The sequence below is a fragment of the Collinsella sp. MSK.8.10 genome (assembly GCF_019041915.1).
Taxonomy (GTDB): domain Bacteria; phylum Actinomycetota; class Coriobacteriia; order Coriobacteriales; family Coriobacteriaceae; genus Collinsella.
Genome location: NZ_JAHPYF010000003.1, coordinates 17110 through 33047 on the forward strand (window position 1 = coordinate 17110; position 15938 = coordinate 33047).

16 protein-coding genes are annotated in these 15938 nt (G+C 59.4%); 11 read left to right on the forward strand and 5 right to left on the reverse strand.

What is annotated here, in order from left to right:
* The first annotated feature begins 101 nt into the window (after nt 1–101).
* Nucleotides 102–875 (forward strand): hypothetical protein, encoded by a 774-nt coding sequence (locus KTF55_RS04440; protein WP_117848772.1) that lies wholly within the window; start codon nt 102–104, stop codon nt 873–875.
* Between the two features lie 186 nt (nt 876–1061).
* On the forward strand, nt 1062–1268 hold the full coding sequence (locus KTF55_RS04445; protein ID WP_117848774.1) for a hypothetical protein: 207 nt from the start codon (nt 1062–1064) through the stop codon (nt 1266–1268).
* A gap of 109 nt (nt 1269–1377) precedes the next feature.
* Here KTF55_RS04445 and KTF55_RS04450 read toward each other — a convergent pair whose 3' ends face one another.
* Nucleotides 1378–2292, reverse strand: a complete 915-nt coding sequence (locus KTF55_RS04450; RefSeq protein WP_226790585.1) for a ketopantoate reductase family protein — start codon at nt 2290–2292, stop codon at nt 1378–1380.
* Between the two features lie 480 nt (nt 2293–2772).
* Here KTF55_RS04450 and KTF55_RS04455 point away from each other — a divergent pair, with 480 nt between their 5' ends.
* The 6 genes from KTF55_RS04455 (at nt 2773) to KTF55_RS04480 (ending at nt 9358) form a co-directional block, all read left to right on the forward strand.
* Nucleotides 2773–3963 (forward strand): aldo/keto reductase, encoded by a 1191-nt coding sequence (locus KTF55_RS04455; RefSeq protein WP_117848780.1) that lies wholly within the window; start codon nt 2773–2775, stop codon nt 3961–3963.
* 90 nt (nt 3964–4053) lie between these two features.
* A complete protein-coding gene (locus KTF55_RS04460) occupies nt 4054–5073 on the forward strand; it encodes a Gfo/Idh/MocA family protein (RefSeq protein ID WP_226790583.1) in 1020 nt (339 codons plus the stop codon).
* Between the two features lie 166 nt (nt 5074–5239).
* A complete protein-coding gene (locus KTF55_RS04465) occupies nt 5240–6106 on the forward strand; it encodes a deoxyribonuclease IV (protein ID WP_117848784.1) in 867 nt (288 codons plus the stop codon).
* Between the two features lie 147 nt (nt 6107–6253).
* On the forward strand, nt 6254–7114 hold the full coding sequence (locus KTF55_RS04470; protein WP_099431468.1) for an ABC transporter substrate-binding protein: 861 nt from the start codon (nt 6254–6256) through the stop codon (nt 7112–7114).
* 117 nt (nt 7115–7231) lie between these two features.
* A complete protein-coding gene (locus tag KTF55_RS04475; protein ID WP_226790581.1) occupies nt 7232–8593 on the forward strand; it encodes an ABC transporter permease subunit in 1362 nt (453 codons plus the stop codon).
* Nucleotides 8594–8605: 12 nt separating this feature from the next.
* Nucleotides 8606–9358 carry an amino acid ABC transporter ATP-binding protein gene (locus KTF55_RS04480; protein ID WP_117770154.1) on the forward strand — a complete coding sequence of 251 codons (753 nt, stop codon included), beginning with the start codon at nt 8606–8608 and terminating at the stop codon, nt 9356–9358.
* Between the two features lie 115 nt (nt 9359–9473).
* Here KTF55_RS04480 and KTF55_RS04485 read toward each other — a convergent pair whose 3' ends face one another.
* Both KTF55_RS04485 and KTF55_RS04490 read right to left on the reverse strand, forming a co-directional pair.
* Entirely contained in the window at nt 9474–9893 is a 420-nt protein-coding gene (locus KTF55_RS04485) for a flavodoxin (protein WP_148332746.1), read from the reverse strand.
* A 46-nt stretch (nt 9894–9939) separates the two neighbouring features.
* A complete protein-coding gene (locus tag KTF55_RS04490; RefSeq protein ID WP_217107725.1) occupies nt 9940–10644 on the reverse strand; it encodes a DUF3793 family protein in 705 nt (234 codons plus the stop codon).
* 173 nt (nt 10645–10817) lie between these two features.
* On the opposite strand from KTF55_RS04490, the gene KTF55_RS04495 reads away from it, so the two are divergent.
* The gene (locus KTF55_RS04495) at nt 10818–11201 is read left to right on the forward strand and encodes a heavy-metal-associated domain-containing protein (protein WP_117766094.1); all 384 of its coding nucleotides are present in this window, start codon (nt 10818–10820) and stop codon (nt 11199–11201) included.
* Between the two features lie 26 nt (nt 11202–11227).
* On the opposite strand, the gene KTF55_RS04500 is transcribed toward KTF55_RS04495, so the two are convergent.
* Both KTF55_RS04500 and KTF55_RS04505 read right to left on the reverse strand, forming a co-directional pair.
* Nucleotides 11228–11653 carry a hypothetical protein gene (locus KTF55_RS04500; RefSeq protein ID WP_226790579.1) on the reverse strand — a complete coding sequence of 142 codons (426 nt, stop codon included), beginning with the start codon at nt 11651–11653 and terminating at the stop codon, nt 11228–11230.
* Nucleotides 11646–13217 carry a DNA repair protein gene (locus KTF55_RS04505; protein WP_217107726.1) on the reverse strand — a complete coding sequence of 524 codons (1572 nt, stop codon included), beginning with the start codon at nt 13215–13217 and terminating at the stop codon, nt 11646–11648. Before KTF55_RS04505 ends, KTF55_RS04500 begins: the two co-directional genes overlap by 8 nt.
* A 170-nt stretch (nt 13218–13387) precedes the next feature.
* Here KTF55_RS04505 and KTF55_RS04510 point away from each other — a divergent pair, with 170 nt between their 5' ends.
* Together KTF55_RS04510 and pgi are read left to right on the forward strand one after the other, a co-directional pair.
* Entirely contained in the window at nt 13388–13912 is a 525-nt protein-coding gene (locus KTF55_RS04510) for an iron-containing alcohol dehydrogenase (protein ID WP_217108531.1), read from the forward strand.
* A gap of 199 nt (nt 13913–14111) precedes the next feature.
* Complete coding sequence (pgi, locus tag KTF55_RS04515) at nt 14112–15806, forward strand: glucose-6-phosphate isomerase (protein ID WP_217107728.1); 1695 nt, start codon at nt 14112–14114, stop codon at nt 15804–15806.
* The last annotated feature ends 132 nt before the right edge of the window (nt 15807–15938 follow it).

Consider the following 15938-nt stretch of genomic DNA (forward strand, 5'->3'; position numbering starts at 1 on the left):
GTAAAACCGCAGGTCGCGATTTGCTCGGGGTACTATGCAGCGCGATCGAATCACACGCAGCTCAAACGCAGCAAAAACGCACTACGGAGGTTTCTAGCTACATGAGGATCGATTCACGAAAACCGAAAGCCGCCGCCCTTTCCGCCGCTCTGACCGTGGCACTTTTGGCGGGCGCCGGTGCAACCGATGCCCACGCGGCAACACTATCCGATACGGTTGGACCTACGCCGTCCGAGGCGACGCTGGTGCAGCCCGTTGACTATCGCGGCGATGGTTATGGTTCCATGCAGGAGTGGAACGCCTCGATGGAGGCCAAGCGCGATTCCCTTGAGATGCGCGCTCAGATCATTATGAATATGTATGGCGACTATGCTACCGATGACGAGCGTGCTGTGCTGCAGGGTTGCATCGACGGTGCGGGTAGCCTGTTGACGATGGGGGAGGTCGACGCCAAGTCGACCGAGCTCGATGAGCTGCGCGCTGCGCTTGAGGATGCCAAGCGCGAAGCGCTCGAGGCTGCCGCCGAGGCGGAGGCTGCCGAGGCCGCCCAGGCTTCGTACTACAACGCCGGTTACACTCCGTCTTACGCGTCTGCCGCGTCCTACGCGAACGGATCGGGCCTGACGCGCTCTGCGGGTGTCAATAACTACAACGGGCGCCGCGAGACCTATTACAGCAGCAATGTGCTTTATCACTATCGCACGGGCGAATGGACTCAGGATTCTGAGGGCTTCTGGCGCGATTCCGACGGCTATTACGTTGTTGCCGCGGGCGATATGGCCCAGGGCTCGACCTTTACGGGCTCCAAGGGTGATTGCAAGGTCTATGACTCCGGCTGCGCTGCCGGAACCACCGATTACTACACCGGTTGGTAATTTTTCTGCATCACGGATATTTGGCGGACGGGCGTCTTTACCGAGCTTTAGGGCAACGTAAGGACGTCCGTTCTATGTATGCGTTTGAGTTAACAGAGCCCTTACCGTGGCGGTACGCTGGGCGTATGGATGCGGGGCACACTGGTTCTTGAGAAATAAGGTCTTTCTCTTGGAGGAAGTGGTCTTGTGAATGCTCGAGATATTGCCGTTGCCGCCGTCGCGTTGATGCTTGGCTGCCTTGGTCCCACGGCCGCGCTCGTCGCGGACATGCAGGGGACATGCGGGGCTGCTCCTATCGTGGTCGGCGCGCTGATCGCGGCCACGCTGCTGGGAAGCGCAGGCGTGGTTCTTTGCCGCGACGATGAGGACGAGGTGCCGGGGTCGCAACGCTAACTGTTGTGAGATCGGCCGCCGGTCATAGACGAAGATGAAGGCCGCCGCAGGGGAAAGGTTCCCTTGCGGCGGTTTTGCTGTTAAGGCTGTTGAATGCGGCGCGTCGGCGCTACCAGCTTTTCTCGATATCGCGGATGCGCCGATAGAGCCACTCGTTTTGCGGTGCCTGGATATCGTGTTTGGCTGCGAGGCGGCAGATGGTGCCCGCGAACTCATCAACCTCGGTTTTGCGCCTTGCGATGCGGTCTTGAGCCATCGAGGGCATACCGGCGGGGTCGATTCCCTCGATGAGGTGCACCATTTGCGTCAGGTCTGCCTCGGTCAGTTCAACGCCCTCGGCGTTGGCGACCGCAAGCGTTTCGCGCATGGCGGAAACAAAGCAGCGACGCTGCTCGGAGCCCGGCTCCGTGGCGCTTCCGTAGGTCCCGCCGTAGGCCATGCAGGTCTGGTTGATGCCGTCGTTGAGCATGAGTTTGGCCCACATGCGGTGGGCGATGTCGTCCTCGACGGTATGGGCGATGCCGCAGCGCGTATAGAGCTCGTCGATTGCGGTGATGGTTGCGGGGTTCGTGCCGGCCGCCGCGCCAAAGCGGATTTCGCCCGCATTGGTAAAGGTGAGCGCGCCGTTGAGAAACACGGCGTCCATGCCCTGGCAGATACCAAGAACGGTATGCTCCCAGCCAAAGCGTTCGGCAATCTTTTGCTCGCTCGTAATGCCGTTGCACAGCGAGGCGATGAGCGTGTTGGGTCCCACGACGCGCTCCATAGTCTTGAGTGCTTGGTCGAGACCGGTGGTCTTGACTGTCAGGATGACCAGATCGGCGGGCGTCGCCTCGCTGGCACGGACGGACGTGAGATCGCAGGGCTTGCCGTTGACGGTGAGCGCGTCGTTCGCGTGACGCTCAAAACGGGTGTCATCCATAACGTATTCGACGGCGTCATTGCCGAGGGCCTTGGCAATCATGCTGCCGTAGAGCAGGCCGACGCCGCCCTTGCCGATAAAGGCGACCTTGTTGATCTGCATGTGAATCATCTCCCCATGTAAAAGGCGCCCGCGTAAGGGGCGCCTGATGGATTGTATGCTGCCAGGGTGATTGGTGGGTGCGCGGGGCGGCTGTTATGAAAAAGAAACTATTGCGCTGTGCGCTTATGCCGCGGGGCAGACCGCAAAGACGCGGGCGGGGTATCCGACGCCATCGCGGACCTTGGGGAAGGTGCAGAAGATGACGGCGCCTGTGGCGGGAAGCTCGTCCAGATGGTCCATGACTTCGATCTGATGGCGGTCGACCGAGAGGATGTATTGCTCGCCGGGGTAGGGGTAGGCGTCCTCGCACGTGGTGATGCCCGGCTCCTTTCATCGGGCTTTTTGCTGATGTTAAAGCGGTGCCGTGACGGCTCGATTTCTGCTGCGTTACGATACGTTCTCAATTGCGATTCCGATGTGTTTCGATGACGTGACGGGTTTGTTTCGCCTTGTCAGGGCTTCGATGGGAGGGGAGGGGCCGTGCAATACCGCGTTGACCCTAAAAGTGGTAACCGAATATCCGCTCTGGGTCTGGGCTGCATGAGGTTTCCCGGTGCGCCGGGACGTCCGGATGCGAAGACAGCCGATGCCATCATTTCCCGTGCGGTGGAGCAGGGGATTAACTACCTGGACACGGCCTATCTCTATCCCGGCAACGAGGCGTGCGTGGGTGCGTCGCTTGAGCGCCTGGGCTTGCGCGACCAGGTTTTGCTCGCAACCAAGCTGCCGCATGCTTCGTGCAAATGCGCGGAGGATTTCGACCGGTTCTTCGACGAGCAACTGCGCCGCCTACGGACTGACCATATCGACTATTACCTCATGCACAACATTACCTCGCCCGCCCAGTGGGAACGTGTGGTGGCGTTGGGCATCGAGGACTGGATCGCGCAGCAAAAGGCTGCAGGGCGTATTCGTCAGATAGGCTTTTCGTACCACGGCAGCGCGGCGGACTTCCTTACGATGCTCGATGCGTATGAGTGGGACTTTTGCCAGATCCAGTACAACTACGCTGGAGAACGATATCAGGCGGGAACGGCGGGGCTCATGGCCGCCGCCGAGCGAGGTCTCGCGGTGTTTGTGATGGAGCCGCTTTTGGGCGGACGCTTGGCAGGCAAATTGCCTCCGCGGGCGCGCGCTGTTCTCGATGGTGCATGCGATCGGCATTTGCATATGCCTGCCGCTTGGGGGCTCTCGTGGGTGTGGAATCATCCCCAGGTGACCATGTTGCTTTCGGGTATGACCGATACCGCGCAGGTGGACGAGAATTCGTCACTGGCAGACCTCGCGTTGCCGAATTCGATGACGGCCAACCAGCTCGACACGATTGCGCGCGTGTTGATGGAGTTTGAGAAATCGAACCGTGTGCCCTGCACGGGATGCGGCTATTGCATGCCGTGCCCTAAAGGCATCAATATCCCTGGATGTTTTGCCGCCTACAACGCAAGCTATGCGCACAGCTGGTTTACGGGGCTGTCTCAATACTTTACGGCGAGCGCGGTGCGCACAAGCGAGCCCAAGTTGGTGAGCAATTGCGTCAAATGCGGCAAATGCGCGCGGCACTGCCCGCAGCACATCGATATTCCCGAGCGTCTCGACGATGTGCGCCGACGTTTCCAGCCTGGTCCCGTGACGGCGGTGCTTAAGGCCTTCGGCAAAACGCGCTCCTCATGACCCTTTTATAACTTGCGGTGGAATAGTTCCTGTTTGCGGCAGAATAGGGGCCAAACAGGAACTATTTCACCGCAACTGAAGGGGGCTGTCGTGGGTCATCGAGATTCATGTGATGATTTGCGTGAGGTTCGTTGGGGCGTTTTGGGCGCCGGGCACATTTCGCATCGATTTGCATCGTCGCTCAAGGAGGTGGACGGGGCACGGCTTGTGGCTGCGGCCGGCCGCACTCCTGCACATGTCGAGGAATTTTGCCGAGCGTTTTCGATCGATGCTGCGCATGGCCATGCCTCGGTCGACAATAACGGCGACGCGGCTTATGGCGCGCTGATTGCCGACCCCGATGTCGACGCAATCTACTTGGCTCTTCCGCATGGCATGCATACGCGTTGGGCCTGTCGCGCGCTGCGCGCCGGAAAGGCCGTGCTGTGCGAAAAGCCGGCCGTTTTGAGTGAGGAAGAGGCTCTCTCGATTGCCTCCATCTCTCGCGAGCGCGGCGTGCTGTTTATGGAGGCGATGAAGAATCGGTTTTGCCCGATGCGCACTCGCGTGAAGGACTTGCTTGCGTCGGGTGAGCTTGGCCGTATTGTCTCGATTGAAAGCGTGCAAAAGCTCGATTACGGCGAGTCTCCTTCGGGCTATCTGCTTGATCCGTTGCAGGGCGGCTGTCTATATGACATGGGCTGCTATGCGGTTGGTTGGTTTGAGGATTTGCTCGCGGGCGCGTGCGAGGTTTCGTCCCGTGAAGTTCGCTGGCGTGACGTATCGGGCGGTCGCGTCGATTGGGCCGACGAGATCCATATGAGCGTCGGCGGTATACCCATTCATATGGTGTGCGACGGCAAAGCAACATATGAAAGCCGCTTAACGATTGCCTGTGAGCGGGGTTCGTTGGAAATCGAGCGTCTCCATCGCCCCGAGCTCGCCCATGTGAAGTACTCCGACGGGCGAACGCTCGAAATAAATGCCCCGTTTGAGGTCGATGATTTCTACGGCGAAATCCAGCATGCGACGCAGCTCATTCAGGCGGGGAAACTCGAAAGCCCCATCATGTCCCTAGCCGCCACGCAGCGCTGCGCGCACATCATCGATGCAATCCGTCTAGCCCTCTAGGACTTGGCGCTGACGCGTAGGGGATCATGACGCCGGCGCCCGTGGTGCCTGGCGGCCCACATCTCTGATGCCCCTTTTATAACTTGCGGTGGAATACGGTCTGTTTGCGCCAAAATAAGGCACCAATAGACCGTATTTCACCGCAACTGATGAGGGGGAGTTGGAGATGCTGACGATCGGGTGCCATCTTTCGACGACGAAGGGCTATCGGGCGATGGGGGAGACGGCGTTGTCCATTGGCGCCAATACCTTTGCGTTCTTTACGCGCAACCCGCGCGGTGGCAAGGCAAAAGACCTTGACATGGATGACGTGGCGGCCCTGCGCGAGCTTATGGAGCAAAACGACTTTGGCCCGCTCGTGGCTCATGCCCCGTATACCTATAACCCCTGCTCCGCTAAGGAGCGGGCGCGCGAGTTTGCCCTGGAGGCCATGGCCGAGGATCTGCAGCGCATGGAAGCGCTGCCCGGCAACTACTACAATTTTCATCCCGGTGCGCATGTGGGACAGGGGGCAGACGTCGGCATTCAGATGATTGTCGACACGCTGTGCCAGGTGATGTTTGAGGGACAGCAGACGACGGTATTGCTTGAGACCATGGCAGGCAAGGGCACCGAGGTGGGCCGTAGCTTTGAAGAACTGGCGTGCATTATCGAGGGCGTTGCCGCCAAGTGCCCAGAGCTGTCCGATAAGCTGGGCGTTTGTTTGGACACCTGCCATGTGAGCGATGCCGGCTACGACATCATCCATGATCTGGACGGCGTACTCGACGAGTTTGACCGCGTGGTGGGTATCGATCGCTTGCATGCCGTACACATCAACGATTCGAAGAACCCTTGTGGCGCCCATAAAGATCGTCACGAGTGCATCGGCAAGGGATACCTTGGCAGCGAGGAATTTGGTGGCGGTATGCAGGTTATGCAGAATATTGTATCGAATGGCCGTTTGTGTTCGCTGCCGTTTATTTTGGAGACTCCGAACGAACTTGCAGGTTATGCAGCTGAAATTAGATTATTAAGGTCATTGCAGCAGTAATGACTGTCACAAAGTAGAGTATTCCATTCACGTTATGGGTTTGTTTCAATCAGTTTTCTCATTGCAGATTCGTAATTCCAGGTGCATAATAGCCAACAGTTTTTGCAGGCCTCTGAATCAAACGAGGTCACCGGAAGGAGACTGATTATGAAGCTCAAGAAGCTTGGCGCATTTGCCGCCACGGGTGCCATGGCGCTCGCCCTCGCACTGACGGGCTGCGGCTCGTCCAACGCCACCTCTGGTTCTGATGCCGGTTCCAGCAGCTCTGACGACGCTAAGGTCGAGAAGGTCGACGGCTCCAAGGAGTACGCGCTCGTCAAGGATGGTACGCTGACCGTCGGCACCTCTGCCGAGTACGCTCCGTTTGAGTACAAGGATGACAACGGCGATTATCAGGGCTTTGACCTTGAGCTCATCAAGGCCATCGGCGACAAGCTGGGCCTGGATGTCGAGTATGTCAACAATGACTTTGACACGCTGGTTCCGGGTGTCGCTTCGGGCGCCAAGTATGACGTTTCCATTGCGGCTATCACCGACACGCCCGAGCGTGAGAAGGAAGTCACTTTCTCTGATTCCTACTACATGGACGATCAGGCTATTGTGACCAAGGTCGATAACACCGACATCACGGCCGACAACTACAGCGAGAAGCTCAACAACGCTGACGCTACCATCATCGTCCAGTCTGGCTCGACCGCCGAGGCCTTTGCCCAGGAGAACTTCCCCAAGGCCAAGATTGTCCCCTACAAGGACGCTACCGAGTGCTTTAGCGCTCTGCAGTCCGATAAGGGCGACGCTGTAGTCACCAACCGCTCCGTTGCCAGCCAGCTGACCGCCGAGCAGTTCAACACCTGCCAGACCATCAAGCAGATTAGCACCGGCGAGGAGTACGCCATTGCCATCAACCAGGGCAACACCAAGCTCAAGGATGACATCAACCAGGCCATCAAGGACCTGACCGACGACGGTACCGTCGACGCCCTCATGGCTAAGTACAACATCAAGTAAAATAACTACTTGATTGCGCGCGGGCCCTTTCCGTTTTGCGGAGAGGGCCTTTGCGCTTCTCTTGACGGAGAGCGTTTCCGTCTCGTTTTGCCGGCAACTTCTACGATAGGAGCCACCTTGTCTCGACTGAACAAAGGGGCCGCGGAGCAGCGTTTTCCACTGCCCGCCTTGCTCCAAAAGCTAGTCTGCGTCATGGCCGTGGCGCTCGCGCTGGTGTGCGCGGGGGCATATGCGCCCACGACCGCCCAGGCGCTTGAGACCGCAAAGATTACCGCCCGACCCAACACCGGTTCGGGCAGCGATGTGGTCGGCGGCACCGAGACGCGCATTACCTGGGAAGTTCAGGCCGATGCCGACGAGGAGCTGAGCGGTCTTTCTTTGACGTTTGTCGACGGCACGACATTTGGTACCGATGACACGCGATTGACGATGCTCTCGGGCGAGGACCTCATGGATCGTACGCCCATGAAACCCACGTGCACGGCTGATGGTCAGACGCTCAAGATCGACTTTGGCGAGACGGCGCCTGCCGGCGGCTTTTTCCGTGTCGAGGTTTATGGTGTGACGTTTCCCGTCGAGGGCGGCGATGAGGTCTTTAGCGGCACCTATACGCTCGCTGACGGGTTGACCAAGAAGATCTCCAAGATTCCGTCGGTGGAGATCAAGGGCGTGACGGCCTTCGATAACTTCCTGGCCGATCTTAAGGAGCAGCCGTGGGTCGAGGCCTGGAACTCCAATATGTTCCTGCGCCTGTTCTTGAACCCGGTCATTTTGGTCCAGAGCCTGCCGATCGTCTTCAAGGGCTTCCTCATGTCGCTCTCGATCGTGCTTGTGGCGTTTCCGCTGGCAATTCCCTTCGGTTTCGCCCTATCGCTCATGCGCATTTCCAAGTCGCGCATCCTGCGCTGCCTTGCCGGTATCTACGTGAATATCATTCGCGGTACGCCGGCGTTCCTGCAGATCTATATCGCGTTCTTCGGTCTGCCGTTGGCCGGCGTCAAGGTTGATGACTATGTGCTCGGCGTCATCGTCATGGCCATGAATTCGTCTGCCTATCTGTGTGAGATCTTCCGTGCCGGTATTCAATCGATCCCCAAGGGTCAAAACGAGGCTGCTCGCTCTCTGGGCATGAATGCCTTCCAGACACTGCTCTACGTTATGATTCCGCAGACGTTCCGCAATGTTTTGCCTACGCTGACCAGCGAGTTTATCTTGCTTTACAAGGATACGTCGCTGCTTGCGGCCGTGGGTGTGGTCGAGATCGTCATGAACGCCCGTACCATCGTGGCCACGACGGGCTCCATCACGCCGTATGTGGTTGCCGCCCTGTTCTATCTGGTCATCACCCTGCCGCTCGCTCGCTTGGTGAGCGGTCTTGAGGCGAGGCTTTTGGGCACGGCCGAGACCAAGAAGAAGCGTCCCGCCAAGAGCGCCGGACAGGTTGTCGCGACGCCTGCCGATCACATCGCCGGTCTGTAAGGAGGTCCTATCATGAGCGAAACCAATAACTCGAACGAGGTCGTCGTCAGTATCAAGAACCTCCAGAAGGCCTTTGGCGACAACGTGGTCCTGCGCGATATCGATCTGGATGTTCACAAGGGTGAGGTCGTTGTGGTCTTGGGCCCCTCGGGCTCGGGCAAGTCGACGATGCTTCGCTGCATCAATCGTCTGGAGCATCCCACGAGTGGCTCGATTATCGTTGAGGGCGTGGATGTGTGCGCCAAGGGTGTCGACCTCAACAAGGTGCGTACGCATCTGGGTATGGTGTTCCAGCAGTTCAATTTGTTCCCGCACCTGTCGGTCAAAAAGAACGTCATGCTTGCGCAACAAAAGGTGCTCAAGCGCAGCAAGGAAGAGGCCGAAAAGATCGCCGTCGAGGAGCTGACCAAGGTCGGTCTTGCCGAGCGCATCGATTTTATGCCGAGTCAGCTTTCGGGCGGCCAGCAGCAGCGCGTTGCCATCGCCCGCGCCCTGTCGATGAACCCGCACGTCATGCTCTTTGACGAGGCCACCTCGGCGCTCGACCCTGAGCTCGTGCGCGACGTCCTGGGCGTCATGCGTGACCTGGCGCACGACGGTATGACCATGATCGTCGTGACGCACGAGATGGGCTTTGCCCGCGATGTCGCCGACCGCGTCGTCTTTATGGACGGAGGCGTCATTGTGGAAGAGGGTACGCCGAGCGAGGTCTTCGACCATCCTAAGAGCGAGCGCACCAAGGCGTTCTTGGGCAATATCTCGTAGCCGGTTGATGTAACTGCCGTTACAAAAGAGCGGGGCTGGACTTGAATCCAGCCCCGCTCTTTTGTAGGGATGGGGATGCGCTTTGATGCAGGCTCTCTTGGAGGCCCTGGGTTCGTTACGCGAGCTCGGCTCCGAGGGCCTTGCAAGCGGTCTCGCCCTCGTCGTCGGGCGCGTCGTAGCAGATGGTGGAGTCCACGACGTTGACGCCGGCCTCGTCGGCGTCGGCCTTCCAGTTGTCCATCCACTCGCCCTCGGCCCACGAATAGGAGCCAAAGAGGACGACCCTCTTGTCGCCGAGAGTCTCCTTGACCTCGTCCCACATCGGCTGGAACTCATCGTACTCGAGTTCCTCGGAGCCCATGGCGGGGCAGCCGAAGGCGATGGCGTCATAGCCTTCGGCCTTGTCTGCGGAGAAGTCGGCGCAGGAGATGACCTCTGCCTCGGCACCCGCGGACGTGGCGCCTTCGGCGACGAGATTTGCCATGGCCTCGGTATTGCCCGTGCCGCTCCAATAGACGACGGCGATCTTGCTCATGTTGAGTCCTTTCAGTTGTGCGGCAGGTTGCCGCGGCTTCTATGTTCTATCGGGTTGCCTGGGCAAGTTGCGCCAAGCTGCTGCCCTGCTGATAGACAAAGGTGAGGTATTGAGTGCAAGCGCGGTAGGCGTCAAACATCGCAAGCGCTTGCTCGACATTCGTGTAGACCTTCCAAGCTCCAAAGACCTTGTAGTTCTCGCCGCGCTGGACGATAAACTCGCGCACATCGTCGTAGGGATATCCGAGGAAGTAGCCTATTTCGTGCGGAAACTCGCAGGTGCAGTCGTTGCTGCAGCTAGCTTGCTGGGGTAGTGCGCATCGAGTCTGGCTACAGGCGCATTCCGCGACGTTATTGCTCGCGAGCGTGATGCGTGATGCCAAATGCACAAGGCATGTCGAAAGGTCTCTCGTGTCGTAGCCTTCCGAGGCGAGCGCCGTTTGGGCGCGAGGGTCTGCGAAATAGGTGGTGAGGCTTTTGGCTCGGTACATATACACGAGCGCTCCGCAGGGCCGCCAGACCAAAACACTCAGGTGGATACCGAACGGGTCAAGCTCGCGATTGCACTGGGCGATAACGTTGAGCAGGCGTGCTCGGCGCTCTGCGATGGTTTCGGTTGCGACCGAGCCGTCCCCGTGGGCGTAGGTGCCTGGATAGGTAAAGAGCGATGCCGGCTTGATGCCCGCGAGCGTGGGAGAGCAGTTGCGCACGACTGCCGCCTGAAACGTTGGGATGTCTATGGTTCGAGTCACGGCGCTCCTTACGGATCTAACTGTTAGCCTAGGAAAACTTATACACGAAAGTAAGCCTTGGTCAACAAAAAAGTTTGAAGAGGGAAACTAATTGACCGAACGGACATGATTTTGGGTTAAGATGGGGACACCCCATGGGGGTATCTAGATAGTGCTACTTGAAAGGGGAACGCATGAGCGACTTGCTCAACCCTGCGAATCTCATCGTGCTGGCCGTCATTGCCGTCGGCATGTTTTTTGGACTGCGTCGCATTGCCGCTTCGACACACGGGAAGAGTTGCTGCAGCGATGGTGCGAGCGGCAAGAAGGCCAAAAAGGTTGTTGTGGTGGATACCGATGCATCGCACTATCCCTATAGCGATGAGCTGCTCATCGGCGGCATGAGCTGTGACGGCTGCGCTCAGAACGTGGCCAATGCCCTCAATGCGCTGGACGGCGTGTGGGCAACGGTGACGTATGCGGATCACACGGCACGTGTGCGCTCTAAACAGCCGGTTGATCGTGGTGTTCTCGAGACGGCCGTGAAAGACGCGGGCTACTACGTCATGACGCTGTAAGCGCCGCCCTGGATGCGCTTCCTTGGCTAGGCTCGTCCGCGCAGTTCGATGTCTTGGATGTCGTCGAAGTCGATGGCGATGTCTTTGAGCTTGAGGAGCTTGAAGGCGGGGAGCGCCTCGTCGAGGATGCCGGTGCGGGAGCGATGGCCGTACGTATCGTAATAGGTGACACGAACCAAGTCGCCACGTTTGAGACCCTCGAGCTTTTTAGAAAGTACGAGGGCTTTTTCTTCCGCGAGCTCACGTTTTGGCTCGACGGTGATTTCCTGCTTGCGCACGAGTTCGTAGTATCCCGTGAGGGCGGCAAAGGGCATAAACTGTGCGGCGCGGTTGGCGCGCACGGCACCGTTGGCAGTGAGGTTGGGGTCGGCGGCGCGGCGTCTGCCCTCGGGGTCCGCCAAGCGCTCGAAGGCGGTCGGCGGGCGCACGGGCTGTTGTTTGGGTTTAGGCACGGTGTCCTCCAACTTGTTCGTTGCGTTCGCGCGCGGTGGCGCCGGCGGTAAAGCTTAATCCCTTGACGAGCGCGTTCTTGCCGTACTTGCCTTTCACGGCCAGGACGGTGCGCGCCAGGTCGCGCTCGCGCTCATCGGCCTCGATATCGCTGAATAGATCGATGGTGGCAAATTCCTCGGGCATGAGGTTGCCAAATCCCAGGTTGATGCGCTTGACCGGTCGTTTGGGATCGACAGTATGCGCCCAGAGCTCATCGAAATAGCCCATGATCTTCTTAAACGAATTGGTACGCTCGCTCAGCTTTCGCGAGGCGTTAGAGTGCGCAAAGAGTGCGGCATAGCCACCGCGCGGTTTGCCGCCATGCTCTCCCACAAAGATGCCATCGATTGCCTGCGCTTCGCGCACCAGGCGACGCCGTTCGTCATCGCGCTGGACGGGCTTGGGCGCACGGGGCGCGAGCTCGGGGTCGGCGGTTGCGGTGGGTTCGATACTCGATGTGCTCGAGCGCAGGTGCCCGCATCCGTCCACATACTGCGCTGTACCGCTGGCGTCGAGGCGGCGTATGTCGGCGCGTTCGCTCGCGTAGCCCACAAAGAGCGAGATGCTGTCGCAGACCACGTGCTTATCGACCAAGTCTAAAACGGCGTTGTCGACCATCTCGCGCAAGACGGTATAGGCCTGTTCGTAGGCATAACCCTTCGAGAGCACCTGTCCTGTGGTGGTCGAAGTTGCTTGCGGGCGATAGGCTTGGATATCGGCGATGGTTGTCGGCTCGCGCCCGAAGGCATGGTCGATGAGATATTCGGCATTGACGCCGAGCTCGTCGTAGAGCAGGTTCTCGTCGAGTGCGGCGACACCCATCAGGTCGTAGACGCCATACTTTTCGAGTCGTGCTGCCACGCCGGGGCCGATGCCCCAGATATCGGTGATGGGACGATGGGGCCAGATCTCTTTGCGAAAGGTCTCGTCGTCGAGTATGCCGATGCGGCTGAGTACGTGCTTGGCGGTGATATCGAGCGCTACCTTGGCCTGGAATAGGTTGGGGCCGATGCCGACCGTCGCCGTGATGCCGGTGCGCGCGAGGACCTCATCGCGCAACATGCAGGCAAAGCCTTTGGCATTGGTATGGTAGAGGTCTAGATAGGGCGTCACGTCGATAAAGCATTCGTCGATTGAATAGACGTGAATGTCTTGCGGGCTCACGTATTCCAGATAGATGCCGTAGATTTGCGCCGACACTTCCATGTAGTGCTGCATGCGCGGTGCGGCTTTGATGTAGTCGATGCCGTCGGGAATCTCAAACAGACGGCAGCGATTGTGAATCCCTAAGTCCTTCATGGCCTGTGTGATGGCGAGGCAGATGGTCGTGCGCCCGCGCGATTCGTCGGCAACGACCAGGTTGGTGGTGAGCGGGTTGAGTCCGCGGTCGACGCACTCGACGCTAGCGTAAAACGTCTTGAGGTCGATGCAGATATAGGTGTGACGCTCGTGCCCCACGCGTCCTCCCATCAAACACATGTTCTTATCGAATATCTGTTCGATAATACCCGCTCGTCCGGACATCGTCAAAACCTGTCAAAAAGGGACTGGTTTGTTTTGGTAGGTATGGTCGTGCGGTTGGATTGGGTTTTTAACGCAGCTCTAAAGAGTGCGAAACAGCTCGGAAAACCTCGCTTCGTAGCATGAGCCTAACGATTGATACCGCCTATGCGCACGGAAGGGTTGTGGGAAAGATGGTCAATTATGGGTTTGGTATGCCGACGCGCCTTGTTGCGGATGGAGACGTGGCTCGCTGGTGCGGACGATTGGTCGCTCACTACGGTGGCACCAAGGCGCTGGTCGTGTTGGGCGGTGACAAGCATACGCGCGATGAGCTTGTCTCGGCGGCACTTGGCTCGCTTGATCGAGCCCTGCTCGAGCGCGTGCTTTTTCGCTGCGGCTCGTTTGAGGGCGACGGGGGAGACGAGCTGATCGACGAAGCCGTGGCCCTGGCGACCGACGAAGGCGTGGACTTTGTCCTGGCGATTGGCGATGCCGATACTGCTGGCTTTGCGCGCGAGCTCGCGCGTCGCATGGCGGCGCTCGATGCCGGCGAAGACGGTTTTGTCCCTTATGGATGCATTGTCTCGGAGGGCAAGGCGCCTGCTGTCGTGGGCATCGGTGAGGTTCCCGTTTTTGCCATTATCGCGCCCGAACTGCTGGAGGGCATCGGGTCTCCTCTGCGTGAGTTGCTCGGTAGCATCTGCGCCGCGGCCTAATATTTGCCATAAAAGGACGGGTTGTTTTTGGTTGGTAAAGCGTTTGACCTGCCAAAATAAGCCTGTCCCTTTTTAATCGGTTGCCGTTTGGGGGCCGATTGGCAACGCTCGCTGATTGTAGTCTTGACCTGCGCTAGAATAGTGGCATCTGAATGTCCGGGCGCATGGAGGCGTGCGCCCGTATGCTGAGGAGGACTCTATGGCAACTGTTGCCGCACCTATCGATGCTACGTCGACTGCCGCTTGGAAGGCGCTCGAGGCTCATCAGGAGAAGCTCGAGGCCGAAGGTATCGACCTCAAGGCCTGGTTCGCTGCTGACGCCGACCGCGTGAACAAGCTGAGCTTTGACGCCGGTGACCTGCACTTCGATCTGTCGAAGAACCTGGTGACCGATGAGACCGTCAAGCTGCTGTGCGATCTTGCCCGCGAGGTGAAGCTCGAGGAGCGCCGCGACGCCATGTTCTCTGGCGAGCACATCAACACTACCGAGGACCGCGCTGTCCTGCACACCGCGCTGCGCCGCCCGGCAAGCGAGAAGGGCCAGCTCATCGTCGACGGCCAGGACGTCGTCGCCGACGTGCACGAGGTCCTCGACCGCATGTATGCCTTCGCCGAGCGCGTGCGCTCCGGTGGGTGGAAGGGCGTTACCGGCAAGAAGATCGAGCATCTGGTGTCCATCGGCATCGGCGGCTCCGACCTGGGCCCGGTCATGGCCTACGAGGCTCTGCGCCCCTATGCCGACGCCGGTATCGACTGCCGCTACATCTCCAACATCGACCCCAACGACCAGGCCGAGAAGCTCAAGGGCCTGGATCCCGAGACCACGCTCGTAATCATCGTCTCCAAGACCTTCACCACGCTCGAGACCCTCACCAACGCCCGCGAGGTCAAGACCTGGATGCTCGAGCAGCTCAAGGCTCAGGGCGCCATCGACGGCTCCGATGAGCAGAACGCCGAGGCCGTGGCAAAGCACTTCGTCGCCGTTTCCACCGCACTCGAGAAGGTCGAGGCCTTCGGTATCGACCCCGCCAACGCCTTCGGTTTCTGGAACTGGGTTGGCGGCCGCTATTCCGTTGACTCCGCCGTGGGCCTGTCGCTGATCGTCGTGCTCGGCCCCGAGCGCTTCCGGCAGTTCCTCGAAGGCTTCCACGCCATCGACGAGTACTTCTGCAACACCCCGCTCGAGAACAACGCCGTCGCGCTGATGGGCCTGCTCAATGTCTGGTACGTCAACTTCTTCGGTTCCAAGAGCCACGCCGTGCTTCCGTACTGCCAGTATCTGCACCGCTTCCCGGCCTACCTGCAGCAGCTCACCATGGAGTCCAACGGCAAGCACGTCCGCTGGGACGGCAGCGCTGTGACCTCCGATACCGGTGAGATCTTCTGGGGCGAGCCCGGCACCAACGGCCAGCATGCCTTCTATCAGCTGCTGCACCAGGGCACTGTGGTGGTCCCGGCCGACTTTATCGCTTTCGCCAACACTGCCAACCCTGCGACCGACAGCGGCCAGGATGTCCACGAGCTGTTCCTGGGCAACTTCCTGGCCCAGACCAAGGCGCTCGCCTTTGGTAAGACGGCCGACGAGGTTCGTGCCGAGGGCACGCCCGAGCAGATCGTCCCGGCCCGCTGCTTTGAGGGTAACCGTCCGACGACCTCGATCTTTGGCGACACGCTGACCCCGTTTGCGCTCGGCGAGCTCATCGCCCTGTACGAGCACATCGTATTTGTCGAGGGCACGGTCTGGGGCATCGACTCCTACGACCAGTGGGGCGTCGAGCTGGGCAAGCAGCTTGCCAAGCAGATTACCCCTGCCTTCCACGACGACGCCGCCAAGGCCGAGCAGGACGCTTCGACTCAGGCGCTCATCGAGTTCTACCGCGCTCACCGTAAGTAGTCGCTGCTGTTAACGCATCGTGCCTTATAGTCAGGGGCCCGTATCCTATCGGATGCGGGCCCCTTTGCTTTGCCGTGGTCCCGGGGCGCACGGCCTTTGTGGAACATCGCCGGGGCGCCGCGCGCTGCGAGA